Source organism: Mesorhizobium sp. WSM3879 (assembly GCF_002294915.1).
Taxonomy (GTDB): Bacteria; Pseudomonadota; Alphaproteobacteria; order Rhizobiales; family Rhizobiaceae; genus Mesorhizobium.
Window position 1 is genome coordinate 536,257 of the sequence record NZ_NSFZ01000003.1, and the last position, 22,993, is coordinate 559,249.

Genomic DNA, 22,993 nt, shown 5'->3' on the forward strand with positions numbered 1-22,993 from the left:
GCCTGGGCGTCGCTAAAAAAGTCGGCAAGATTTATGCAATAACGTCCTAAATCGTCCTTCTCATCCGGGCGGCAAAGAAGCCGTCGAGCCCCGAAACCCCCGGTGAATTCAGCACCAAATCGGCGGGGGTGGTGCGCAGCGTGCCATCGGGCGTGAGGAAGGGATCGAGGCCGGCGAATTCACCCGCTTGGATCGGATCGGCGATCACGCCGCGAGTTCCGGCAAGGAAGACGCGATAGAGCTCATCGCCCTCGATCGGGTCGAGCGAGCAATTGGAAAAGACGAGCCGTCCGCCCGGTTTGACGAGAGTGACGGCGTGAGCGAGCAGGCGCCGCTGCAGCGTGGCGAGCTTCTCGACATCGGCCATGGTTTTGGTCCACGGCACGTCGGGATGCCGGCGCACGGTGCCGGTCGAGGAGCAGGGCGCGTCGAGCAGCACGGCGTCGAACGGCTCTGCCGGCCGGTAGTCGAGCAGGTCGGTGTGCGCCAGTTCGGCCGAAAGGCCGAGGCGTTTTAGGTTCTCACCCAGCCTGGCCAGCCGGTTCTTTGAACTGTCGACGGCGGTGACGTTCGCGCCGGCGAGGATCAGCTGGGCCGTCTTGCCGCCGGGCGCGGCGCAAAGATCGGCGATGCGTTGCCCCTCGATGGCGCCGAAAAGGCGCGCGGGCAGGGCTGCCGCCGCATCCTGCACCCACCAGGCGCCCTCGGCGAAGCCGGGCAGATCGGTGACGCCGGTCTGCAGCTTCTCGACGCGCACGGTGCCGGTCGGCAGCACGATGCCGCCCAGCTTCTCCGCCCAGAGCGAAGGGTCGGTTTTAACGGTGAAATCGACCGGAGCCTCATGGCGATGTGCGGCAAGAATGGCCTCCGCCCTGGCGGCGCCATAGGCTGTGGCCAGTCGGTCTGCGAACCACTGGGGCGCCTCGGTCGTCGCGGCGAGCGTCGGCGCCAGCTCGGCGCCCTTGGCACGCGCCAGCGAGCGCAGCACGCCGTTGACGAGACCGGAGAAACGCAGCGTGCGTGGGTCGGACTTGGCGTGGTTGACCGCGAGGTCGACGGCGGCGCTGTCGGGGATGTCGAGAAACAGGATCTGCGCGGCGGCCACGTGCAGGATGTGCGAGAGCACGGTGGCGTTTGCCGGCAACGGCCTTTCCAGACGCCTTGCCAGCAGTCCGACAATGGTCATGCGGTGGCGCAGCGCCGTGACCAGAATGGCGCGCACCAATGCGCGGTCGCGTTGGTCGAGCGCCTTGTATTGCGGGTGGCCGTGCTCGTTGTCGGTCAGGCCGTCGAGCGGGGTATGGGCATCGATGACGGCGGCAAGCAGGCGGGCGGCCGCCTTGCGCGCCGCGAGGCCGGGGACCCTTTCGCTCGCACTTGCGTCACCTCTGCCTTGGGTTTGCGGTCGGCGCTTCGCTCCGCTCACGACCACGGACCTTTGGATCTTCCGCCGCGGGGGCCGGTCGGGTTGCGACCCCAGGGATTGGGCTTCGGCCGCTCCGGCTCGGCCGGCTGGCTCCATGGCCCTGCCTGCGGCTCGTCCGGCTGGCCTGGCGAAGGGGCTTCGCGCCGCGCGGCTTGGGCGGCACCGCTCATCTCGCGCGCCATCTGCTGCAGGGCGGCGATGCGGTTCTCTGTGCTCGGGTGGGTCGAGAACAGATTGTCCATGCGCTCACCGTGCAACGGATTGATGATGAACAGATGTGCCATCGCCGGATTGCGCTCGGCATCCGGATTGGGAATGCGCTCGGCGCCGCGCGCGATCTTGTCGAGCGCCGAGGCGAGCCACAACGGATTTCCGCAAATTTCGGCGCCGCGCCGGTCGGCCTCGTATTCGCGGGTGCGGCTCACCGCCATTTGCACGATCATGGCGGCAAAGGGCGCAACGAGCATGGCGACAAGCACGCCGACGAAGCCCAGCGGATTGTTGTTTTCGCGGCTGCCGCCGAAGAAGAAGGCGAAATTGCCGAGCATCGAGATCGCGCCGGCAAGCGTGGCGACAATCGTCATGGTGAGCGTGTCGCGATGCTGCACATGGGCGAGTTCATGCGCCATCACCGCCGCTACCTCTTCGTGGCTGAGCCGCTCCAGCAGGCCGGTCGATGCGGCCACAGCGGCGTTTTCGGGATTGCGGCCAGTGGCGAAGGCGTTCGGCTGCGGACTGTCGATCAGATAGGTCTTCGGCATCGGCAGGCCCGCCTGCTTGGCCAGCGCCTCAACGATCGCATAATATTCGGGAGCGTTCCTCTCGTCGACCTCGATGGCGCGGTTCATCGACAGCACCATCTTGTCGGCATTCCAGTAGCTGAACAGGTTCATGCCGGCGGCGAACAGCAAGGCGATCACCATGCCGCCGGTGCCGCCGATCAGAAAGCCGACGCCCATGAACAGCGCGGTCATCGCGGCAAGGAGCATGGCGGTGCGAAGCGTATTCATCGTCTCTTCCGTCTGGCGTGGTGGCGAATAGGGGTCGATCCTGCCATTGTCATGGCTATATGATGGGAAAGGCCGGTCCCCGTTTCAATCGGCAGGAAGCATCGCATGACCGAACAACCCAACAAAACCGAAGCCGCCGAAGGCGACAAGCCGCAAAGGACGCTGACGCTTGAGGCGCAGCGCGCATTGGCGGAAGCGGAAGCCCGGCGGAAGGCATACCGCGAGGCGGAAGCCCGCCTGCCGAAAGAGCTCGGCGGACGCGGCGGCAAGGAACCCGGGCGCTACGGCGACTGGGAGGTGAAGGGCCTGGCCACCGATTTCTAATGACACTCGATGCGCGTCGCGCTGAAGCGGATTCAGGCGACGCACTTTAAGTCATTGTTCGTGCTGCCGTCTTCGCAAAACCGCTGCACACCGCGACATACGTCAGGCCGCGTCGCGCTGCGGCTCGATGATCATCCAGCCATTGTCGTCCGTGGCGACGCCGAGGGCATCGTAGGTGGCGATGCTGGCGTGCTGCGTCACGACCGGATGGACATGCGTGGCGCTGATCACCATCACCGAGGCGCCGGAGGCTTCGCCCGCGGCGATGCCGGCCGGGGCATCCTCGAAGACGAGGCAATCGCGCGCCTCGACGCCGAGACGCTTTGCCGCCAAAAGAAAACAGTCGGGCGCCGGCTTGCCGCGGGTGACGTCCTCGGCCGAGACCATGATGGCCGGCACCGGAATGCCGGCCGCCGCCATACGCAGCAGCGCGAGTTCCCGCGGCGCCGAGGTGACGACCGCCCAGCGCTCCGGCGGCAGCGACTTGAGAAACGCCACAGCACCCGGAATCGGAACGATGCCCTCGAGGTCGGCCGCCTCGGCCTTGAGCAGCGCATCGGCTTCCACGACGGGATCGACGCCGGGAAGCTTCAGCGCGGCGATGGTCTCGATCGCGCGCTTGCCGTGGATCGTCGGCAGGAAGCTCGCGACGTCGAGGCCGTGACGGCGAGCCCACTTGGTCCACACGCGTTCCGCCGCGGCGATCGAATTGAGGACCGTGCCGTCCATGTCGAAAAGGAAAGCGGCGAACTTTCTGCCTGGGAACATCGGATATCCTGGGGGAATCGTTTTCGGGGAGCGCGAAACGCACCGCTATCCTAACCTCCGAAGCGGAGCCTGCAAAGGCGCATGCCGGCATTTCGACTCGCCGCCGGAACAACGCTCCTCATTGCGGCGTTCTCCAACCAGTCTTGCAAGACCACCAACAAGGGCAAGACCACCAACAAGGGCAAGACCACCAACAAGGGGAAGTGATGCTGATCAGGCTCGGCTACGAAATCGCCATCGAATGCGATGCCGCGACGCCGATCATCGCGCTTCTCGACATCCACCCGGATCGCCATGCCGACATCAAGCGGCAGACGCGCTTTCTCACCTCGCCTTCGGTGCCGACGACCACCTATCGCGACAGCCATGGCAATATCTGCCGCCGCTTCACGGCGCCGGCCGGCGGTTTTCGCATCCTCTTTGATGGGGTGGTCGAGGACAGCGGCGAGGCCGACGAGATCAACACGCTGGCGCGCGAAATGCCGGTGGCGGAGCTGCCGGACGAGGTGCTCGTCTACCTGCTCGGCAGCCGCTATTGCGAAACCGACCACCTCAGCAACCTCGCCTGGGAGCTGTTCGGCCACCTGCCGCCCGGCTGGGCGCGCGCGCAGGCGATCGTCGACTATGTCCATAGCCGGCTTTCGTTCGGCTACGGCTATGCCCGCGCCACCCGCACGGCGGCGCAGGCGCATGAGGAGCGCGTCGGCGTTTGCCGCGACTTCGCGCATCTTTCGATCGCGCTCTGCCGCGCGATGAACATTCCAGCGCGCTATGTGAACGGCTATCTCGGCGACATCGGCGTGCCGGCCGATCCGGCGCCGATGGATTTCTCAGCCTGGATGGAAGTGTTCCTCGACGGGAAATGGTACGCGTTCGATCCGCGCCACAATCGTCCAAGGATCGGCCGCGTCGTGATCGCGCGCGGCCGCGACGCCACCGACGTGCCGCTGCTGCACAGCTTCGGCCCGCATCGGCTTACCCTGTTCAAGGTGTGGACCTATGAGCAGGAAGGCAACCTGTTCAAGCCGCCGCATCACGGCATCGACAGGACCGCGAGCGCCCAGATGCTCGCCTAAGCCAGGCGGCTGTTTCACTGCGGCGCCAGCACCAGCGCTGACCCGCTTTGGCACAGGGCGCGCTGTGCCGAAGCGGGAAGGGCCGCAATCGCTCCGCCACTCATGGTAAGCGCTTTATGAACGGCATTTCCCTATTGCGTTTCCATTTACCCGCCATTCACCTTCCTGTCTGCCGTGTTCCAGCAAAAACAATGAGTTAACCTGTCGCTCCGCGCCTTCGAACAGAAGGGTGGCCGTGTCTGGCCGAAATCCTGCAGCGCGTCCGTCGAGCGGCACCGAAGCCGCAACAGGCGGGGGTGAGAATGCGGCAGTTGAAAGGTCTCGTTCGTGGGGTGGACGGCTTTGCGCGGGATCGCGGAGGCAATTTGGCGGTTCTGTTTGGGGCTGCCGCATCGGTACTGGCGCTGGGGGTGGGATTCGCAGTCAATATCGCGCAGGTCTACAATGCGAGATCGAGTCTGCAGAGCGTCGTCGATGCCGCTGTGACCTCGACGGCACGCGATCTCACCCTAGGCATCATCAAGGAAGCCGATGCCGACGCGTCGGTACAGGCATTTCTCGACGCGAACAGCGCGGCCGGCATCTTGCAGGCCGACCAGATCGTGCTCGACAAGCTCACCATCGACAGGACATCGAAGACCGTGCAGGTGAATGCGCATGCCGATCTCGGCCTCTATTTTCCGCTGTTCAGCGTTGGCGATATGCAGCGTGTCGGCGCCTCGACCACCGCGCTCTATTCCGACAAGAAGATCGAGGTGGCGATGATGCTCGACATCACCGGCTCCATGGCGGCCAACAAGCGCGCCAAGACCAATAAGATCGGCGACCTGCAGGCGGCCGCGTCGCAGACGGTCAAGGATCTCCTGGGACAGAACCGGGATCGCAGCGAGCCTCGGGTCCGGGTGGCGATCGTCCCCTATGCCGAGGCCGTCAACACTGGCGGCCTCGCCGACACCGTCTTCGTCGAGACGTCGGCCGGACCGAAGCTGCCGCCGCCGATCGATGCGCCCCTTGCCGTTTCCGTGACGACCGCGCCTGACAAATGCGCCACCGAGCGCAAGGACAAGGACGGCTATGCCGATTATTCGTCCGACGGCCCGTATACGCTGCGGCAGGACAACAATGGCAGGACCTATCAGGCCAAGGTCAACCGCGACTACCGCATGAAAGTGTGTCCATCCGCGGCGCTGGTTCCGCTGACGGCCGATCAGAACAAGCTGCTCACGGCCATCGGTCATTTCCAAGCTGCAGGCGTGACGGCAGGTGGCATTGCCGCGCAATGGGGCTATTACATGCTTTCGCCGTCCTGGCGTTCGGCCATCGCCGATGCCCGCCTGGGCGCCGGTCCGGCGAATTTCGATCCGAAGAAAGTCGCAAAGATCGCCATCCTGATGACGGACGGCCAGTTCAACACCGCCTTTGCCCGCGGGCGCGGCACGTCCGCGTCCGACGACGAGGGCCGGAGATCGCGCGCCAATGCCGAAGCCATTTGCGAGAATATGAAGCACGACGGCATAGAGGTTTTCACCATCGGCTTCGATCTCAACGATCCGTCGATGACGACGACGGAGAGGGATCAAGCGAGATCCGTATTGAAGGACTGTGCGACCGACGACACGTCGTCGCTGAAGCATTTTTACGAGGCCGCCACGGGCGCCGAACTGTCAGATGCCTTCGATCAGATCACCCGCAATATCGAGAAGCTCACCATCAATCGCTGACCCACAGGGCAGGCCGCGAGAAAAGGAAAAGGCCGCCGCTTCTTGACGAAGCAGGCGGCCTTCCGTGTTTCCGTCCATGACGCGGCTCCTGGCGGCGACCCCTTCGGGTCACCTGCCGCGCGTCTCGCGCCTTAACGGGAAGACTGCTTCCCGGAAGTGCAATCCGCTGAGCTCACGTTATGGAAAACGAAATCACTCGACATCGGATCACCTCCTTTCGGTTTGTTGAACACAGCCAAATGATGGGGTGCGTCGCGGCAAAACACAAGATGACGCTACGGAATGGCCGTGCATCGGGTGAGGATCATCCTCGCGCGATGCTTTTGCGCAACAGATCGGGATTGCGGTCGACGGGCCGGTGGACGACAGTGGCGCTCGAGGGCGGGGTTCGCCTATTGGGAGGTGGGAATGGACGCCGCCGACAGAGCCGCGCGGATCGTACGCAGGGTCGTCGAGACGTTGAAGCCGGGTTTTGCGGTCAGGCTTTGGACCGGCGAGCGGATCGGGCCCGCCGGCGGTCCGGTGCTTGCCATCAACGATCAGGACATCGTCTGGCAACTGGTGCGGCGTCCTGCCTTCTCGACGCTTGTCGAGATGTGGATTTCCAAGACCGTCGACATCGAAGAGGGCACGCTGTTCGACTTCTACGCCGTGCCCTCGCAGGGCAGGCTCAAGACGAAGCTCAGATCATTGCCCAAGCTGGAGATCCTGCGCGACCTGCCGGTGGTGCTGTTCTCGCGAAAACAGATGACGGCGCGCAGCGACCTCTCCGGCCGCAACCCCTATGTCAGCGGGTCGAACAAGGAAGCGATCCAGCATCACTACGACATCTCGAATGCCTTCTACCGGCTCTTCCTTGACGAGCGCATGGTCTATAGCTGTGGGTATTTCAAGGATTTCGCCAACGGCATCGACCAGGCGCAAGTCGACAAGCTGGACCATATCTGCCGCAAGCTCAGGCTGAAGCCCGGCGAAAGGCTGCTCGATATCGGCTGTGGCTGGGGCGCGATGCTGATCCACGCGGCGAAGCATTACGGCGTCGTCGGCCATGGCGTCTCGTTGTCGCGGGCCCAGACGCAGCTTGCCCGCGAGCGCATCCGCGCCGAGGGTCTCGAGGACCGCATCACCATCGAGATCAAATCCTACGCCGAGCTCTCCGGCGCGTTCGACAAGATATCGTCCATCGGCATGTTCGAGCATCTGGGTATCGCCAATCACGACGCCTACTTTTCGGCCGTCCATCGTCTGCTCAAGCCCGGCGGCGTCTATCTGCACCACGCCATCACCAGGCGCAGCAAGGGCGACATCCGCAAGACGTTGCGCAAGGGCCCGGAATACAAGGCGCTGATCAAATACATCTTCCCAGGCGGAGAGCTCGACACGATCGGCATGACGCTCGGCAATCTCGAGGCGCGTGGCTTCCTCGTCCATGATGTCGAGAACCTTCGCGAGCATTATCAGCGCACCTGCCGGCTGTGGGCCGAGCGTCTCCATGCGCGCTTCGACGAGGCGATCGCCGAGGTCGGCGAGGCGAAAGCTCGGCTATGGCTGCTCTATCTCACCGGCTGCTCGATCGCCTTCGAACGCGCCTCGGCGCAGATTTTCCAGACGGTCGCCACCAAGCGCGCGCGCGGACCAAGCGGCCTGCCGCCGACGCGTGAGGATTTGTACCGGTAGGGACAGGCAGGTCAGGCGAACCGCACTTCCGCGCCGATCTCGACGCGTGCCGGCCGGTCGACGGTGCAATAAACGCCGATATTGTGGGCGTTGTAGCGGACCAGGTTGCGCAGGATGCCGGGGTCGTTGTCGAAGCCGTCCTGGGCGATGATGGTGAAGCCGCAGCGGCGGCAGGGCTCGGAGATCGTGAGCAGCAGATCGCCGATCGCGAGCTTGCGGCCGAGCCATTCCGTCTCCGGGAAGGAGCCTTCCACCGGCTCCATGTCGACGACGATGTTGGGGCGAAAGCGGCGCGAATCTGGCACGCCTTGCGGATGCAGCGCCTTCAGCCGCGCCAGCGAGGCGGTGGTGAGCAGATGGATCGGCGTCCTGCTGTATCGCTCGGCCGTGAGCGGGCCGGCATAGCCCGGCGCGTGCTCGCGGAAGTAAGGCCGGATCGAGGCGTCGAAACCAAGAAATCCGGAAAGAACCCGGTCGCTTTCCGGGTCGGGCGCCGGCAGCCAGTCGCCGCCGGGCACGGCCACTTCGAGCCGGCGGTCTTCGGTCAGCCGGGTGCGGATCAGCGGCACCTTGTGCCATTTCGGTCCGCGGTCCGGCCTGGCGATCTCGCCATCCGACGCATCGACCAGGCCGAACAGCCGGTCGCCGTCGACAGTCGACGTGCCAACGGAGATGGCGTCCAGCCGCTCGCCGGCGAGCGAGCTCGCCGGATAGCGCCATAGCTGGCTGACGGTGCCGAGTGCGGCCTGCGCGTTCATCAGGCCCTTTTATTCTGCCGGTTGGCAACGAGATCGTCGACCACGGCGGGATCGGCGAGCGTCGAGGTGTCGCCGAGCGCGCCGTAATCGTCCTCGGCGATCTTGCGCAGGATGCGCCGCATGATCTTGCCCGAACGGGTCTTGGGCAGGCCCGGCGCGAACTGGATCTTGTCGGGCGTTGCGATGGCGCCGATCTCCTTGCGGACATGGGCGACAAGCTCCTTGCGCAGATCCTCGCTCGATGTCGTGCCGGACATCAGCGTGACGTAGCAGTAGATTCCCTGACCCTTGATATCGTGCGGATAGCCGACGACGGCGGCTTCCGAGACCTTGTCGTGGCTGACCAGCGCAGATTCAACTTCCGCCGTGCCCATGCGGTGGCCTGAAACGTTGATGACGTCGTCGACGCGGCCGGTGATCCAGTAGTAGCCGTCGGCGTCACGGCGGCAGCCGTCGCCGGTGAAGTATTTGCCCTTGTAGGCCGAGAAGTAGGTCTGCACGAAACGGTCGTGATCGCCATAGACGGTGCGCATCTGGCCGGGCCAGGAATCGGTGATGCAGAGATTGCCGTCGGCCGCGCCTTCCAGCACCTTGCCTTCGCCATCGACCAGCTGCGGCTTGACGCCGAAGAAGGGCCGTGTCGCCGAGCCGGCCTTAAGGTCGGTGGCGCCCGGCAGCGGCGTGATCAGGATGCCGCCGGTCTCGGTCTGCCACCATGTGTCGACGATCGGCACCTTGGCGTTGCCGACGACGTTGAAATACCACTCCCAGGCTTCCGGATTGATCGGCTCGCCGACCGTGCCCAGCACGCGCAGCGACTTGCGCGAGGTCTTCTTCACATGGGAATCGCCGGCGCCCATCAGGGCGCGCAGCGCCGTCGGCGCGGTGTAGAAGATGTTGACCTGGTGCTTGTCGACGACTTCCCAGAAGCGCGACTGCGACGGGTAGTTCGGCACGCCCTCGAACATCAGCGTCGTGGCGCCGTTGGCCAAAGGGCCATAGACGATGTAGCTGTGGCCGGTGACCCAGCCGACATCGGCGGTGCACCAGTAGATGTCGCCGTCATGGTAATCGAAGACATACTGGTGCGTCATCGAAACATAGACGAGATAGCCGGCGGTGGTGTGCAGCACGCCTTTCGGCTTGCCGGTCGAGCCCGATGTGTAGAGGATGAACAGCGGGTCCTCCGCCTTCATCTTCTCGGGTTTGCAGTCGGCCTTAACGGTCGCGGCCTCGTCGTGGTACCAGACGTCGCGGCCCGGCACCCAGCCGGTCTTGCCGCCGGTGCGTCGCACCACCACCACTTTTTCCACCTTGGTGCCGGCCTTGGCGGCGATGTCGATGGCCTTGTCGGTGTTGTCCTTCAGCGCAATCGGCTTGCCGCCGCGCAAGCCCTCGTCGGCGGTGATGACGATGGTCGACTTGCAGTCGTCGATGCGGCCGGCGAGTGCGTCCGGGGAGAAGCCGCCGAAGACGACCGAATGGATGGCCCCGATGCGCGTGCAGGCAAGCATCGCGTAAGCCGTTTCCGGGATCATCGGCATGTAGATGGTGACGCGGTCGCCCTTCTTGACGCCGTGCTTCTTCAGCACATTGGCGAAGCGGCAGACATGCGCATAGAGCTCGTTGTAGGTGATCTTCCTGTCATCGTAAGGGTTGTCGCCTTCCCAGATGATGGCGGTCTGGTTGCCGCGCTTCTTCAGATGCCGGTCGATGCAGTTGTAGGAAACGTTGGTCTGGCCGTCCTCGAACCACTTGATCGAGACCTTGCCGTCGAAGGAAGTGTTCTTGACCTTGGTGAAGGGCTTGAACCAGTCGATGCGCTTGCCGTGCTTGCCCCAAAACTTGTCCGGGTTCTTCACGCTGTCGGCATACCATTTGAGATAGGTGTCGTTGTCGATCAGCGCGTTTTTCTTCCACGCCGGCTGGACGCGGTGGACATGGACATCGGCCATTTTCTAGCTTTCCTCCGAAACCGTTCCGCCGGCTTGATGTGCCGACGGCATCACGGCGAAGCAGCCGTGAATTCGCGGCATTATTAACAGTTCCGCCGTGACGGCAATATTAGACGTTGGATTCGCGCGGCGGGATGACGCAGGGGCAAGTGCAAACGCCTGTCAGCACTCTCGCCCTAGGGCTGCTAACCGACTGTTTTTCCGATGGAAAACTTGGGTCTGATGTGCGAAAATCAATAGACGGTTAAGCAACGAGGCGCAGAGTTTCGCGTTGGGAGGAAAGGAGAATCAACTGAGGACGGCAATGCGCCATCATCTCGAAATGGACTTGATGCTCAGCGGCTATGGGCTGACCACGGCCAAGATCCTTTATCACTTCCCAGACCATCCACATCTGCTGCAAAGCTATATCTGGCAGGATTACGACATCGCGCCGGAGTTTCCGGTGCTGATCCGCTTCATCGAATTCTGGAAGACCAAGCTCGACGGCCCGCTGCATTCGGTGACGTACACGCACCAGAAGCTGATCGCGCCGAACGAGTGGCGGAAAGTGGACGGGGAGTTCGTGCTGCACTGAGCGGCGCAGAGGTTCTGTGGACGTCGAACGTTTGGCGGAAACGCCCATCACTCGTTATCCCCGGGCTTGGTAGGAACGGCCCGGTTCGTTTCAAGCGCCGGCGGAAGCGTTATCGTTCGATTGTCGGGGTCGGCAACAAGATCGCTACCAGCGTCTCGAGGCGCTTAGCGACTGCCGAAGATCGCCGAGCCCAGCCTGACGCTGGTCGCGCCGAAGGCGATCGCGGTCTCGTAATCGCCGGACATTCCCATCGAGAGCATTGCGACGCCGGCCTCGCCAGCGATCTTTTCCAAAAGCGCGAAATGCGGACCGGGATTCTCGTCCGCCGGCGGGATGCACATGAGGCCCTCAATGGCGAGGCCGTGCACCTCGCGGCAGCGTTTGACGAAAGCGACGGCGTCGCGCGGCTCGATGCCGGCCTTCTGCGGCTCGGAGCCGGTGTTGACCTGCACATAGAGTTTGGGCGCCAGGCCTTGCCTGGCGGTCTCCTTGGCAAGCTCGGCGGCGATCTTCTCGCGATCGACGGTCTCGATGACATCGAAAAGCGCCACCGCTTCCTTCGTCTTGTTGGATTGCAGCGGCCCGATCAGGTGCAGCTCGATGTCGGGAAACGCCGCTTTCAGCGCCGGCCATTTACCTTGAGCTTCCTGCACGCGGTTCTCGCCGAAAACACGCTGGCCCGCCTCGATGACCGGGCGGATATCTTCGGCCGCGAAGGTCTTCGAGACCGCGACCAGCATGACGGCGCCGGGCTCACGCTTTGCCTCGCGTTCGGCGCTTGCGATCTTCGCCTTGACCGCGCGAAGCTGTTCGACGGGGCTCGTAATGTCCATATCCTGCCCATAGTTTTAGCACCAACGCCGGATCGCCACAGTTGACGGGTCTGGCAATCCATGGTGAACACCGCGACGACATTGTCTCGGCTGCCGGCCTTGCCCAGCGCCGCGCACCCGCTTTTAAGTGAAAAACATCTGATGGCAACCGAACGATACAATCCGCGCACGTCAGAGCCCAAATGGCAGAAGGCCTGGGCCGAAAAGAAGCTGTTCGAGGCCAGGAACGAGGACCCGAAGCCGAAATACTACGTGCTCGAGATGTTCCCTTATCCCTCAGGGAAGATCCATATCGGCCACACCCGCAACTATACGATGGGCGACGTCGTCGCGCGCTACAAGCGGGCCAAGGGCTTCAACGTGCTGCACCCGATGGGTTGGGACGCCTTCGGCATGCCGGCCGAGAACGCAGCGATGCAGAACAAGGTCCATCCCAAGGACTGGACCTACGAAAACATCGCCGTCATGCGCGAGCAGCTCAAGATGATGGGCCTGTCGCTCGACTGGGCGCGGGAGTTCGCCACATGCGACGTCGACTACTATCACCGCCAGCAGATGCTGTTCCTCGACTTCGTCGAGAAGGGGCTGGTGACGCGCAAATCCTCCAAGGTCAACTGGGACCCGGCAGACATGACGGTGCTCGCCAACGAGCAGGTCATCGACGGCCGCGGCTGGCGCTCGGGCGCGCTGGTCGAGCAGCGCGAGTTGACGCAGTGGTTCTTCAAGATCACCGATTTCGCGCAGGACCTGCTGGATTCGCTCGGCCGTCTCGACGAATGGCCGGAGAAGGTCAAGCTGATGCAGCACAACTGGATCGGCCGCTCCGAAGGGCTGCTGATCCGCTGGCCGCTCGCAGGTCCTGTTGGCGACATGCACGAGCTGGAAGTCTACACGACCAGGCCGGACACCATCTTCGGCGCCTCCTTCATGGCGGTCGCGGCGGATCATCCGCTGGCCAAACAAGCCGCCGAGAACAATCCGGCGCTGGCCAAGTTCATCGACGAGGTCCGCCATATGGGCACCTCGGTGGCGGCGCTTGAGACGGCCGAAAAGAAGGGTTTCGATACCGGCATCCGCGTCGTCCATCCTTTCGACGACAGCTGGACGCTGCCTGTCTACGTCGCGAATTTCGTGCTGATGGAGTATGGCACGGGCGCCATCTTCGGCTGCCCGTCGGGCGATCAGCGCGACCTCGACTTCGCCAACAAATACGGCCTGCCGGTAGTCCCGGTAGTGATGCCGGAAGACGGCGACGCAAAAAGCTTCCAGATCATCGAGGAGGCCTATGTCGACGACGGCGTGATGATCAATTCGCGCTTCCTCGACGGCATGAAGCCGCAGCGCGCGTTCGACGAGGTGGCGAAGCTGCTCGAACAGAGGACGATCGGCGGCCGGCCGATGGCAGAGCGCAAGGTGAATTTCCGCCTGCGCGATTGGGGCATCTCGCGCCAGCGCTACTGGGGCTGCCCGATCCCGATGATCCACTGCGAGGCCTGCGGCGTGGTGCCGGTGCCGAAGGCCGATCTGCCGGTGAAACTGCCTGACGACATCGAGTTCGACCGTCCGGGCAATCCGCTCGATCGGCATCCGACATGGCGTCACGTGAAATGCCCGCAATGCGGGCGCGACGCGCGGCGCGAGACCGACACGATGGATACGTTCGTCGATTCGTCGTGGTATTTCGCGCGCTTCACCGCCCCCTGGGCGAACGAGCCGACCGAGCCGAAGGCGGCGGACGAGTGGCTGGCGGTGGACCAGTATATCGGCGGCATCGAGCACGCGATCCTGCATCTGCTCTATTCGCGCTTCTTCACGCGTGCCATGCGCGAGACCGGCCATTTGAACCTCGCCGAGCCGTTCAAGGGCCTGTTCACGCAAGGCATGGTGGTGCACGAGACCTACCGCGTCGGCGGTCCGTCGACAAATGGGCGCTGGCTGTCGCCGAGCGAGGTCAGGATCGAGGATGCCGGCGGCAAGCGCCGCGCCATCGAGATCGCGACCGGCGAGGAAGCGACGATCGGCGCGCTCGAGAAGATGTCGAAATCGAAGAAGAACACAGTGAGTCCGGAGGAGATCACCGACGGCTACGGAGCCGATACCGCACGCTGGTTCATGCTGTCGGATTCGCCGCCCGAGCGCGACGTCGAATGGACCGACGAAGGTGCCGCCGGCGCGCATCGCTTCGTGCAGCGCGTCTGGCGCCTGGTGCAGATCGCGGCCGAACAGCTTGCCGACGTGAAGCCGGCCGCGGCGAGCGAAGGCGAGGCAGGTGCCGTTTCCAAGGCCGCGCACAAGATCCTGAAGGCGATCGGCGAGGACATCGAGAAGCTCGGCTTCAACCGGGCTATCGCCCGCATCTACGAGCTTGCCAATGCGCTGGCCGTGCCGCTCAACGACGTCGCCGAAGGCAAGGCTGACGCGGCGCTGAAGGGCGCCTGCCGCGAGGCCGTCGAGATCCTGGTCCATGTGATCGCGCCGGTGATGCCGCATCTGGCCGAGGAATGCTGGGAGGCATTGGGCGGCACCGAGATGGTCGCCGAACGGCCGTGGCCTGCCTACGATCCGGCCCTGGTCGTCGACAACGAGATCATGCTGCCGGTGCAGGTCAACGGCAAGAAGCGCGGGGATTTGACAATTGCCCGCGACGCGGATCAAGGTGCCGTCGAAAAAGCGGTGCTGGCTCTCGACTTCGTGCAGAAAGCGCTCGATGGTAAAGCCCCGCGCAAGGTGATCATCGTCCCGCAGAGGATCGTCAATGTCGTTGCCTGATCCGGAAAAGTCACAGGCGGCGCGTTTGCTGCGCCGCGCTGCTCTCAGCGGCCTGGTCGCCTCGCTGGCACTGGTCTCCGCCTGCACGGTGCGGCCGCTCTATTCCAGCGCGCCGCTCACTGCCGGCTCGCAGGTCGGGGCCGCCGCCGAGTTGGCCTCGATCTCGATCAAGCCGGTCAGCACGCGCCCTGCACAGCAGGTGCGCAACAATCTGATCTTCGCTTTCGGCCAGGGCTCGGGCGAGCCGGCATCGCCTGCCTATACGCTCGACCTCGGCGTCACCGAGCTTGTCGAGTCGGCGGCCATCGTTCAGGTGCAGACCGAAGAGGACGAGCCGACGGCGGGCACCGTGACCCTCACCGCCAATTATGTGCTCAGAGACGCCGCGACCGGCACTGTGGTCGCGCTCGGCAAGCGCTCGATTCCTTCCTCCTTCGACCGGCCGCGCCAGGAGTTTGCGGCCTACCGGGCGCAGATCGATGCCGAGAACCGCGCCGCCCGCGAGCTCGCCGATCTGCTCAGGCTGGCGATCGCCCAGGACCTGGCCAAGAATGGCAAGAAGGCCTGAGCTGGTCTCTGGGCGCCGCCGCGCTATTCCCCTATTCGAGGCAATAAAAAAGGCCAGGTTACCCCCGGCCTTTTGTTGTCTGCTCTCCGGCCTCAGCCAATCTTCTGGCCGGTCTTGGCCCAGTCGGCGAGGAAGGCGGCGAGGCCCTTGTCGGTGAGCGGATGGTTGACCAGCGCCTTCAACGTCGCCGGCGGCGCGGTCACGATATCGGCGCCGATCAAAGCCGCCTGCTTGACGTGGTTCACCGTACGCACGGAAGCGGTCAGGATCTCGGTCTTGAAATCGTAATTGTCGTAGATGGTGCGGATTTCCGAGATCAGCTCCATGCCGTCCGAGCCGGTGTCGTCGATGCGGCCGACGAAGGGCGAGATGAAGGAGGCGCCGGCCTTGGCGGCAAGCAGCGCCTGGTTGGCCGAGAAGCAGAGCGTGACGTTGACCATGCGGTTCATCTCGGTGCGGATCGTCTTGCAGGCCTTCAGACCATCCAGCGTCAGCGGCACCTTGATGGCCACATTCGGTGCGATCTTGGCCAGCACCTCGGCCTCGGCCATCATCTCCTTGTACTCGGTCGCGACGACCTCGGCCGAGACCGGGCCTTCGACAATGTCGCAGATCTGCTTGGTGACCTCGGCGATCTTGCCGCCCGATTTCAGGATCAGCGACGGGTTGGTGGTGACGCCATCGAGCAGCCCCAGATCGTGCAGCTCCTTAATTTCCTTGATGTCAGCGGTATCGACAAAAAACTTCATGGCTGTCTCCTTGGGGATTGCCTGACGCCGGCCAGGCAGATGCGGGGGTCCCCTTTGATCTAGAGCAAAGTCGGGGCAAGGTCACGCCCGATGATCGAAGATTCGCCCTTTGTCGCGGCCGCGCCGGTGCTGGTGCCGATGCCGGCCGAACGGCCCTACACATATGCCGTGCCGCCAGGCATGCGCGTGGTGCCGGGCTCGATCGTGCGCGTGCCGCTGGGGCCGCGGCAGGTCGCCGGCATCGTCTGGGACGCCGTCGTCGAATCCGTCGATCCGAAAAAGCTGCGGCCGATCGAGGAGGTCTTCGACTGCCCGCCGATCGACAAGGCCATGCGCCGTTTCGTCGACTGGATCGCCCAATACACGCTGTCGGCGCCCGGCATGGTGGCGCGGATGTTGTTGAGGGCGCCGGAAGCTTTCGACCCGGAGCCGTGGATCGAAGGCCTGCAGCGCACGCTTGCCGAGCCCGACCGGTTGACCGATGCGCGACGCCGCGTTTTGGAAACGGCCGAAGGCGGGCTTGCCTGGACGCGCTCCGGTCTCGCCCATGCTGCGGGTGTCTCCTCGACCGTCATCGATGGCTTGAGGGCACAAGGCGTGTTCGAGACGGTGATGATCCCGCCAAGGCCGGTGGTCGCCGCACCCGATCCCGGCCATGCCGTGCCGGAATTGATGCCGGACCAGAAGGCGGCGGCCGAGAAGCTGCGCGCGGCGATCGCCGCCGACGCCTTCAACGTCACCCTGCTCGACGGCGTCACCGGATCGGGCAAGACGGAAGTCTATTTCGAGGCGGTGGCGGCGGCGCTCGACAAGGGCAAGCAGGTGCTGATCCTGCTGCCGGAGATCGCGCTGACGCACGCTTTCCTCGAACGCTTCCAGGACCGCTTCGGCGCCAAACCGGCGGAGTGGCATTCGGACCTGCCGCCCCGGATGCGCGAACGCGTCTGGCGGCAGGTGGCGGAGGGCGGCGTGCGCGTCGTCGCCGGGGCGCGTTCGGCGCTGTTTTTGCCGTTCAAGGAGCTAGGCCTGATCGTCGTCGACGAGGAGCATGACCCGGCCTACAAGCAGGAAGACCGCGTCTTCTACAATGCGCGCGACATGGCGGTGGTGCGCGGCCATATCGGCGCTTTCCCGGTCGTGCTCGCCTCGGCGACGCCGTCGGTCGAGAGCCGGGTCAACGCCAGCCACGGCCGCTATCACCGCGCGGTGCTGTCGGCGCGTTTTGCCGAGGCGGCGCTCCCCGACCTGAAATCGATCGACATGCGGCGCGTGCCGCCGGCGCGCGGCGGTTTTCTGTCGCCTCTCCTTCTGGAGCAGATGCAGCGCACGCTGGAGAGACAAGAGCAGTCGCTGCTCTTCCTCAACCGGCGCGGCTATGCGCCGCTGACGCTCTGCCGCGTCTGCGGCCATCGCTTCGGCTGCCCGGTCTGCTCGGCCTGGCTGGTCGAGCATCGCTTTCGCGGCCAGCTCGTTTGCCATCATTGCGGCCACAATGAGCGGCGGCCGGAAGCCTGCCCGGAATGCGGCACGCTCGATCATCTGGTCGCCTGCGGGCCGGGCGTCGAGCGCATCGCCGAGGAAGTGGTGGCGCATTTCCCGGAAGCCCGCACGATCGTATTGTCGTCCGATCTCTTGGGCGGCGTGCGCCGGCTGCGGCTCGAGCTCGAGGCCGTCGCCAATGGCGAGGCCGATATCGTGATCGGCACGCAGCTCGTCGCCAAGGGTCACAACTTCCCCGGCATGACGCTGGTCGGCGTGGTCGACGCCGACCTCGGCCTCGCCAATGGCGATCCGCGCGCCGCAGAGCGTACCTTCCAGCTGCTCAGCCAGGTGACCGGGCGCGCCGGCCGCACCGGCAAGAAGAGCCTCGGCCTGCTGCAGACCTACCAGCCCGACCATCCGGTGATGCGGGCGATCGTCTCCGGTGATTCGGAAGCTTTTTACGAGCGCGAAATCGCCGAGCGCGAGCGGGCCGCACTGCCACCGTTCGGCCGGCTCGCCGGCATCATCGTCAGTGCCGCGACGCGAGGGGAGGCCGAAAGCCATGCGCGGGGCTTGCGGCGCGCGGCACCTACAGCCTCCGATCTCTTCGTGCTCGGACCGGCCGAGGCGCCGCTGTCGCTGATCGGCGGCCGCCACCGCTTCCGCTTGCTTGTCCAGGGCGAGCGGCGCGCCGACATGCAAGGGTTTATTCGAGCCATGCTGGCGGAGGGGCCGAAGCTGCGCGGCTCCGTCAGGGTGCAGGTCGACATCGACCCGCAGAGCTTCCTATAAGCGAGAAAGACAGCCCCAACGGAGTGCTCGCTTTATGAAAACCCTCGGCCTTATCGGCGGCATGAGCTGGGAATCGACGGCGATCTACTACCGACTGCTCAACGAGATCGTGCGCGAGCGGCTGGGCGGGCTGCATTCGGCGAAGCTGTTGCTCTGGTCGTTAGATTTCGCCGAGATCGCCGAACGCCAGCATGCCGGCGACTGGGACGGCGCCGGTGTCCTTCTGGTAAAAGCCGCGCGCAAGCTGGAGGCCGGCGGCGCCGAGGGCCTGATGATCTGCACCAACACGATGCACAAACTCGCCGACACGGTGCAGGCGGCCATCTCGATTCCGCTCATCCATATCGCCGACGCAACCGGACACGCTGTTGTCGCCGCAGGCGTGAAGCGCCCGGCGCTGCTGGCGACACGCTTCACCATGGAACAGGATTTCTACAAAGGACGGCTCGCCGACAAATACGGCCTGCAGCCGGTCGTGCCCGGCCAGGCCGGCCGCGGCATGGTGCACCGGATTATCTATGATGAGCTCTGCCAGGGTATCGTCAAAGCCGACTCGAAGTCCGCCTATGTCGAGGAAGTCGGCCGTCTGCGGCGCGACGAAAAGATCGACGGCCTGATCATGGGCTGCACCGAGATCACCATGCTGATCGGCCAGGGCGATTTCGACATGCCGGTGTTCGACACCACGCGCATCCATGCCAAGGCAGCGATCGAGTTCGCATTGTCCTGATCGGTCCCTCCTTTGACGCTTCTTCTCTTGCGTCTTTCCAAATGTGCCGGACGCCATCTGGCGCGCGGATTTTCCTCGGCTAGAATGCCGGCAATTTCAGAACAAGACTTTCCGAGGGGGATCAGATGGAGTTCGCGTTTCCGTGGCCGGCGAGCCAGGGCGAGTGGCTGGCATGGTCGAGCGCCGTCGTGACGCTGCTCATCGGCCTCGTCCTGTTCCTGGCGCCGAACCTCGCCTTCCGCATCCTGCGCCTGCAGGCAAAGCCGGAGAAAGCGGCGGCGATCGCCGAGGGGCGCGGCCGCATGTCGGGCTTCTACCTCGGCGTCAGCCTGTGCTGCATCTTGCTCGCGCAGCCGCTGCTTTACATGGCGCTCGGCTTCTCATGGCTGTTCACCGCTTTCGGCCGGCTTTTGTCGATGATGTCGGACGGCGCCAATACACCTTTCAACTGGGCTTCCATCGTGGTTGAATTGGCCCTGGCGGCGCTGCCGCTTGCCTTCGCCTTCGGCTTCGTGCCGTGAATTCGTGACTAATCCGCCGCTCACGCTCGGCCTTCGCCGCCTGATGCGACAAAAGTGCCTGAAAACCATGCCGGACGATGCATTGCGGTCTCAAAAGGCCTGTGCTAGACGGCAATCGACTTTCGGCCGGGGATAGCGGAAGCCATCCCTCCGTGCTTGGAAAAATCGCAGTAAGGTCAAAGATTTAGCCAGAGTTTTCGCTCGCGCCAACAATCTGCGGCCTGTCAGACAAGAGAAAAGACGGTCCGTGGCCCAATCGTCATCGCCAATCTCAGCTGTCGCAGAGCGCTATGCAAGCTCGCTGTTCGAGCTCGCGCTGCAGGAAAATTCGGTCGCCCAGGTCGAGGCCGACCTCAACGATTTCGAGGCGATGCTCAACGGCAGCGCCGACCTTGCCCGGCTCATCAACAGCCCGGTGTTCTCCAGCGACGATCAGGCCAAGGCGATCGGCGCGATCATCTCTAGAGCCAACATCACCGGCCTCGTCGGCAATTTCCTGCGCGTCGTCGCCCGCAACCGCCGCCTGTTCGCCGTGCCCGGCATGATCAAGGCGTTCCGCCAGATTGCCGCCGACCACCGCGGCGAGGCGTCCGCCGAAGTCACCTCCGCGCATGCGCTGACGGATGCGCAGCAGGCCGAACTCAAGGCGACGCTGACGGGCATCGCCGGCAAGGACGTGGCCATCGCCATGACCGTCGACCCGTCGCTGCTCGGCGGCTTGATCGTCAAGATGGGCTCGCGCCAGATCGATACGTCGCTCAAAACCAAACTCAATTCGCTCAAGCTTGCACTGAAAGAGGTCGGCTGATGGACATCCGCGCCGCGGAAATTTCCGCAATTCTGAAAGACCAGATCAAGAATTTCGGCAAGGAGGCCGAGGTCTCCGAAGTCGGCCAGGTTCTGTCCGTCGGTGACGGCATTGCCCGCGTCTACGGGCTCGACAACGTCCAGGCCGGCGAGATGGTCGAATTCCCGGGCGGCATCCGCGGCATGGCGCTGAACCTCGAAGCCGACAATGTCGGCGTCGTCATCTTCGGCAACGACCGTGACATCAAGGAAGGCGACACCGTCAAGCGCACCGGCGCCATCGTCGATGTTCCGGTCGGTCCCGGCCTGCTCGGCCGCGTGGTCGACGCGCTCGGCAATCCGATCGACGGCAAGGGCCCGATCCAGGCGACCGAACGCCGCCGCGTCGACGTCAAGGCGCCCGGCATCATTCCGCGCAAGTCGGTGCATGAGCCGATGTCGACCGGCCTCAAGGCCATCGACGCGCTGATCCCGGTCGGCCGCGGTCAGCGCGAGCTGGTCATCGGCGACCGTCAGACCGGTAAGACCGCCATCATCCTCGACACGATGCTGAACCAGAAGTCGGTGCACGACAACGGCCCGGAGAAGGAGAAGCTCTACTGCGTCTACGTCGCCGTCGGCCAGAAGCGCTCGACCGTCGCGCAGTTCGTCAAGGTGCTGGAGGAGCGCGGCGCGCTCGACTACTCCATCATCATCGCCGCGACCGCGTCGGATCCGGCGCCGATGCAGTTCCTGGCGCCGTTCGCCGGCTGCACCATGGGCGAATATTTCCGCGACAACGGCATGCATGCCCTCATCAGCTATGACGACCTGTCGAAGCAGGCCGTCGCCTACCGCCAGATGTCGCTGCTGTTGCGCCGCCCGCCGGGCCGCGAAGCCTATCCGGGCGACGTGTTCTATCTGCATTCGCGCCTGCTGGAGCGCGCCGCGAAGCTCAATGACGATAATGGCAACGGCTCGCTGACCGCGCTGCCCATCATCGAGACGCAGGCCAACGACGTGTCGGCCTACATCCCGACCAACGTGATCTCGATCACCGACGGCCAGATCTTCCTCGAGACCAACCTCTTCTTCCAGGGCATCCGCCCGGCGGTGAACGTCGGTCTGTCGGTGTCGCGCGTCGGCTCCTCGGCGCAGGTCAAGGCGATGAAGCAGGTCGCCGGCTCGATCAAGGGCGAGCTCGCGCAGTACCGCGAAATGGCGGCCTTCGCGCAGTTCGGCTCCGACCTCGACGCCGCCACCCAGCGTCTGCTCAATCGCGGTTCGCGCCTGACGGAGCTCCTGAAGCAGCCGCAGTTCTCGCCGCTCAAGACCGAAGAGCAGGTCGCGGTGATCTTCGCCGGCGTCAATGGCTATCTCGACAAGCTGGCGCTGAATCAGGTCGGCAAGTTCGAGCACGGCCTGCTCAGCCACATGCGCTCGGCCGGCAAGGACGTGCTCGACGGCATCCGCAAGGAGAAGGCGCTGTCGGACGACCTGCGCGGCAAGCTCAAGGCCGAGATCGACGCCTTCGCCAAGACCTTCGCTTAACGAGCAGCCGGACGCACGGGATCAGGTTTGAAGCATGCCTTCATTAAAAGACCTTCGTAACCGTATCGCCTCGGTCAAGGCGACGCAGAAGATCACCAAGGCGATGCAGATGGTCGCCGCGGCGAAGCTGCGTCGCGCGCAGGAAGCGGCGGAAGCGGCGCGTCCCTATTCCGAGCGGATGGGGGCGGTGCTGGCCAACATCACCCAGGCGATCGGCGGCGGCGGCGATGCCCCGGCGCTGATGACCGGCACCGGCAGGGACGACGTGCATCTGCTCATCGTCTGCACCGCCGAGCGCGGCCTCTGCGGCGGCTTCAATTCGCAGATCGCGCGCCTGGCCCGCGAGCATATTCGTAAGCTTCTCGCCGACGGCAAGCAGGTCAAGATCATCTGCGTCGGCAAGAAGGGTTTTGACATCCTGCGCCGCGAGTACGGCTCGCTGATCCTCGAGCGCGTCGACCTGCGCGAGGTCAAGACGCTCGGCTTCGTCAATGCCGATGCGATCGCGCGCAAGGTGATCAACCTGTTCAACCAGGGCGGCTTCGACGTCTGCACGCTGTTCTATTCGCAGTTCAAGTCGGTGATCAGCCAGATTCCGACGGCGCAGCAGATCATCCCGGCGGCCCCGGCTTCCGCCGCTGCCGAGACGAGCAACGGCGCCACGGCCGTCTACGAATACGAGCCGGAGCCGGGCGAGATCCTCTCCGACCTCATCCCGCGCAACATCGCGGTGCAGATCTTCCGCGCGCTGCTGGAAAACGCGGCCGGCGAGATGGGCGCCAAGATGAGCGCGATGGACAATGCGACGCGCAACGCCGGCGACATGATCAACAGGCTGTCGATCACCTACAATCGCCAGCGGCAGGCGCAGATCACCAAGGAACTCATCGAAATCATTTCGGGCGCCGAGGCGCTCTAGG

Annotated in this window: 21 protein-coding genes; 14 read left to right on the forward strand and 7 right to left on the reverse strand. The window is 64.4% G+C overall.

The window, feature by feature from the left end; translation table 11 throughout:
* Positions 1 to 46: 46 nt before the first annotated feature.
* A complete protein-coding gene (locus CK218_RS09315) occupies positions 47 to 1,432 on the reverse strand; it encodes an RsmB/NOP family class I SAM-dependent RNA methyltransferase (protein WP_245434954.1) in 1,386 nt (461 codons plus the stop codon).
* Positions 1,423 to 2,436, reverse strand: coding sequence for a zinc metalloprotease HtpX (htpX, locus tag CK218_RS09320; protein WP_095827491.1), 1,014 nt, complete (start codon positions 2,434 to 2,436; stop codon positions 1,423 to 1,425). The genes CK218_RS09315 and htpX overlap by 10 nt, the downstream gene beginning before the upstream one ends.
* Before the next feature lie 105 nt (positions 2,437 to 2,541).
* On the opposite strand from htpX, the gene CK218_RS09325 reads away from it, so the two are divergent.
* Positions 2,542 to 2,760, forward strand: coding sequence for a DUF1674 domain-containing protein (locus tag CK218_RS09325; protein ID WP_067001484.1), 219 nt, complete (start codon positions 2,542 to 2,544; stop codon positions 2,758 to 2,760).
* Between the two features lie 102 nt (positions 2,761 to 2,862).
* On the opposite strand, the gene CK218_RS09330 is transcribed toward CK218_RS09325, so the two are convergent.
* Entirely contained in the window at positions 2,863 to 3,528 is a 666-nt protein-coding gene (locus CK218_RS09330; RefSeq protein WP_095827492.1) for an HAD family hydrolase, read from the reverse strand.
* Positions 3,529 to 3,609: 81 nt separating this feature from the next.
* Here CK218_RS09330 and CK218_RS31375 point away from each other — a divergent pair, with 81 nt between their 5' ends.
* From CK218_RS31375 to CK218_RS09345, 4 genes are all read left to right on the forward strand, one after another.
* On the forward strand, positions 3,610 to 3,735 hold the full coding sequence (locus CK218_RS31375) for a hypothetical protein (protein ID WP_278057108.1): 126 nt from the start codon (positions 3,610 to 3,612) through the stop codon (positions 3,733 to 3,735).
* Positions 3,735 to 4,604 (forward strand): transglutaminase family protein, encoded by an 870-nt coding sequence (locus CK218_RS09335; protein WP_095827493.1) that lies wholly within the window; start codon positions 3,735 to 3,737, stop codon positions 4,602 to 4,604. The genes CK218_RS31375 and CK218_RS09335 overlap by 1 nt, the downstream gene beginning before the upstream one ends.
* A 302-nt stretch (positions 4,605 to 4,906) precedes the next feature.
* A complete protein-coding gene (locus CK218_RS09340; RefSeq protein ID WP_095827494.1) occupies positions 4,907 to 6,325 on the forward strand; it encodes a pilus assembly protein in 1,419 nt (472 codons plus the stop codon).
* A 408-nt stretch (positions 6,326 to 6,733) separates the two neighbouring features.
* Positions 6,734 to 8,002: a cyclopropane-fatty-acyl-phospholipid synthase family protein gene (locus CK218_RS09345; protein ID WP_067001498.1), complete on the forward strand. Its 1,269-nt coding sequence runs from the start codon at positions 6,734 to 6,736 to the stop codon at positions 8,000 to 8,002.
* A gap of 11 nt (positions 8,003 to 8,013) precedes the next feature.
* Here the strand turns inward: CK218_RS09345 and CK218_RS09350 are convergent, their stop codons facing one another.
* Complete coding sequence (locus tag CK218_RS09350) at positions 8,014 to 8,760, reverse strand: MOSC N-terminal beta barrel domain-containing protein (RefSeq protein ID WP_067324949.1); 747 nt, start codon at positions 8,758 to 8,760, stop codon at positions 8,014 to 8,016.
* Complete coding sequence (gene acs, locus CK218_RS09355) at positions 8,760 to 10,715, reverse strand: acetate--CoA ligase (RefSeq protein ID WP_095827495.1); 1,956 nt, start codon at positions 10,713 to 10,715, stop codon at positions 8,760 to 8,762. The genes CK218_RS09350 and acs overlap by 1 nt, the downstream gene beginning before the upstream one ends.
* A 304-nt stretch (positions 10,716 to 11,019) precedes the next feature.
* Here acs and CK218_RS09360 point away from each other — a divergent pair, with 304 nt between their 5' ends.
* Positions 11,020 to 11,292: an aspartate-semialdehyde dehydrogenase gene (locus CK218_RS09360; RefSeq protein WP_067001506.1), complete on the forward strand. Its 273-nt coding sequence runs from the start codon at positions 11,020 to 11,022 to the stop codon at positions 11,290 to 11,292.
* Between the two features lie 164 nt (positions 11,293 to 11,456).
* On the opposite strand, the gene CK218_RS09365 is transcribed toward CK218_RS09360, so the two are convergent.
* On the reverse strand, positions 11,457 to 12,119 hold the full coding sequence (locus tag CK218_RS09365) for a YggS family pyridoxal phosphate-dependent enzyme (RefSeq protein ID WP_095827576.1): 663 nt from the start codon (positions 12,117 to 12,119) through the stop codon (positions 11,457 to 11,459).
* 147 nt (positions 12,120 to 12,266) lie between these two features.
* Here CK218_RS09365 and leuS point away from each other — a divergent pair, with 147 nt between their 5' ends.
* Together leuS and lptE are read left to right on the forward strand one after the other, a co-directional pair.
* Positions 12,267 to 14,894 (forward strand): leucine--tRNA ligase, encoded by a 2,628-nt coding sequence (gene leuS / locus CK218_RS09370; RefSeq protein ID WP_095827496.1) that lies wholly within the window; start codon positions 12,267 to 12,269, stop codon positions 14,892 to 14,894.
* Positions 14,881 to 15,462, forward strand: a complete 582-nt coding sequence (gene lptE / locus CK218_RS09375; RefSeq protein WP_067001511.1) for an LPS assembly lipoprotein LptE — start codon at positions 14,881 to 14,883, stop codon at positions 15,460 to 15,462. Before leuS ends, lptE begins: the two co-directional genes overlap by 14 nt.
* Before the next feature lie 92 nt (positions 15,463 to 15,554).
* On the opposite strand, the gene fsa is transcribed toward lptE, so the two are convergent.
* Positions 15,555 to 16,211 carry a fructose-6-phosphate aldolase gene (gene fsa, locus CK218_RS09380; RefSeq protein WP_095799713.1) on the reverse strand — a complete coding sequence of 219 codons (657 nt, stop codon included), beginning with the start codon at positions 16,209 to 16,211 and terminating at the stop codon, positions 15,555 to 15,557.
* A gap of 90 nt (positions 16,212 to 16,301) precedes the next feature.
* Between fsa and CK218_RS09385 the strand changes: the two genes are divergently transcribed.
* The 6 genes from CK218_RS09385 (at position 16,302) to CK218_RS09410 (ending at position 22,992) form a co-directional block, all read left to right on the forward strand.
* Positions 16,302 to 18,485 (forward strand): primosomal protein N', encoded by a 2,184-nt coding sequence (locus CK218_RS09385; protein ID WP_095827497.1) that lies wholly within the window; start codon positions 16,302 to 16,304, stop codon positions 18,483 to 18,485.
* A 34-nt stretch (positions 18,486 to 18,519) separates the two neighbouring features.
* Entirely contained in the window at positions 18,520 to 19,215 is a 696-nt protein-coding gene (locus CK218_RS09390) for an aspartate/glutamate racemase family protein (protein WP_095827498.1), read from the forward strand.
* 125 nt (positions 19,216 to 19,340) lie between these two features.
* Positions 19,341 to 19,736, forward strand: coding sequence for a DUF4345 family protein (locus CK218_RS09395; RefSeq protein ID WP_067324963.1), 396 nt, complete (start codon positions 19,341 to 19,343; stop codon positions 19,734 to 19,736).
* A gap of 247 nt (positions 19,737 to 19,983) precedes the next feature.
* Positions 19,984 to 20,544 carry a F0F1 ATP synthase subunit delta gene (locus CK218_RS09400; RefSeq protein ID WP_067324965.1) on the forward strand — a complete coding sequence of 187 codons (561 nt, stop codon included), beginning with the start codon at positions 19,984 to 19,986 and terminating at the stop codon, positions 20,542 to 20,544.
* Complete coding sequence (gene atpA / locus CK218_RS09405) at positions 20,544 to 22,073, forward strand: F0F1 ATP synthase subunit alpha (RefSeq protein ID WP_067001528.1); 1,530 nt, start codon at positions 20,544 to 20,546, stop codon at positions 22,071 to 22,073. Before CK218_RS09400 ends, atpA begins: the two co-directional genes overlap by 1 nt.
* A gap of 34 nt (positions 22,074 to 22,107) precedes the next feature.
* Complete coding sequence (locus CK218_RS09410; RefSeq protein WP_067001531.1) at positions 22,108 to 22,992, forward strand: F0F1 ATP synthase subunit gamma; 885 nt, start codon at positions 22,108 to 22,110, stop codon at positions 22,990 to 22,992.
* The last annotated feature ends 1 nt before the right edge of the window (position 22,993 follow it).

What these genes read in the sequence shown, in the direction of transcription:
- htpX (WP_095827491.1), bottom strand. Translation starts at nt 2,436, where the DNA reads ATGAATACGCTTCGCACCGCCATGCTCCTTGCCGCGATGACCGCGCTG.
- CK218_RS09325 (WP_067001484.1), top strand. Translation starts at nt 2,542, where the DNA reads ATGACCGAACAACCCAACAAAACCGAAGCCGCCGAAGGCGACAAGCCG.
- CK218_RS09330 (WP_095827492.1), bottom strand. Translation starts at nt 3,528, where the DNA reads ATGTTCCCAGGCAGAAAGTTCGCCGCTTTCCTTTTCGACATGGACGGC.
- CK218_RS31375 (WP_278057108.1), top strand. Translation starts at nt 3,610, where the DNA reads ATGCCGGCATTTCGACTCGCCGCCGGAACAACGCTCCTCATTGCGGCG.
- CK218_RS09335 (WP_095827493.1), top strand. Translation starts at nt 3,735, where the DNA reads ATGCTGATCAGGCTCGGCTACGAAATCGCCATCGAATGCGATGCCGCG.
- CK218_RS09340 (WP_095827494.1), top strand. Translation starts at nt 4,907, where the DNA reads ATGCGGCAGTTGAAAGGTCTCGTTCGTGGGGTGGACGGCTTTGCGCGG.
- CK218_RS09345 (WP_067001498.1), top strand. Translation starts at nt 6,734, where the DNA reads ATGGACGCCGCCGACAGAGCCGCGCGGATCGTACGCAGGGTCGTCGAG.
- CK218_RS09350 (WP_067324949.1), bottom strand. Translation starts at nt 8,760, where the DNA reads ATGAACGCGCAGGCCGCACTCGGCACCGTCAGCCAGCTATGGCGCTAT.
- acs (WP_095827495.1), bottom strand. Translation starts at nt 10,715, where the DNA reads ATGGCCGATGTCCATGTCCACCGCGTCCAGCCGGCGTGGAAGAAAAAC.
- CK218_RS09360 (WP_067001506.1), top strand. Translation starts at nt 11,020, where the DNA reads ATGCGCCATCATCTCGAAATGGACTTGATGCTCAGCGGCTATGGGCTG.
- leuS (WP_095827496.1), top strand. Translation starts at nt 12,267, where the DNA reads ATGGCAACCGAACGATACAATCCGCGCACGTCAGAGCCCAAATGGCAG.
- lptE (WP_067001511.1), top strand. Translation starts at nt 14,881, where the DNA reads ATGTCGTTGCCTGATCCGGAAAAGTCACAGGCGGCGCGTTTGCTGCGC.
- fsa (WP_095799713.1), bottom strand. Translation starts at nt 16,211, where the DNA reads ATGAAGTTTTTTGTCGATACCGCTGACATCAAGGAAATTAAGGAGCTG.
- CK218_RS09385 (WP_095827497.1), top strand. Translation starts at nt 16,302, where the DNA reads ATGATCGAAGATTCGCCCTTTGTCGCGGCCGCGCCGGTGCTGGTGCCG.
- CK218_RS09390 (WP_095827498.1), top strand. Translation starts at nt 18,520, where the DNA reads ATGAAAACCCTCGGCCTTATCGGCGGCATGAGCTGGGAATCGACGGCG.
- CK218_RS09395 (WP_067324963.1), top strand. Translation starts at nt 19,341, where the DNA reads ATGGAGTTCGCGTTTCCGTGGCCGGCGAGCCAGGGCGAGTGGCTGGCA.
- atpA (WP_067001528.1), top strand. Translation starts at nt 20,544, where the DNA reads ATGGACATCCGCGCCGCGGAAATTTCCGCAATTCTGAAAGACCAGATC.
- CK218_RS09410 (WP_067001531.1), top strand. Translation starts at nt 22,108, where the DNA reads ATGCCTTCATTAAAAGACCTTCGTAACCGTATCGCCTCGGTCAAGGCG.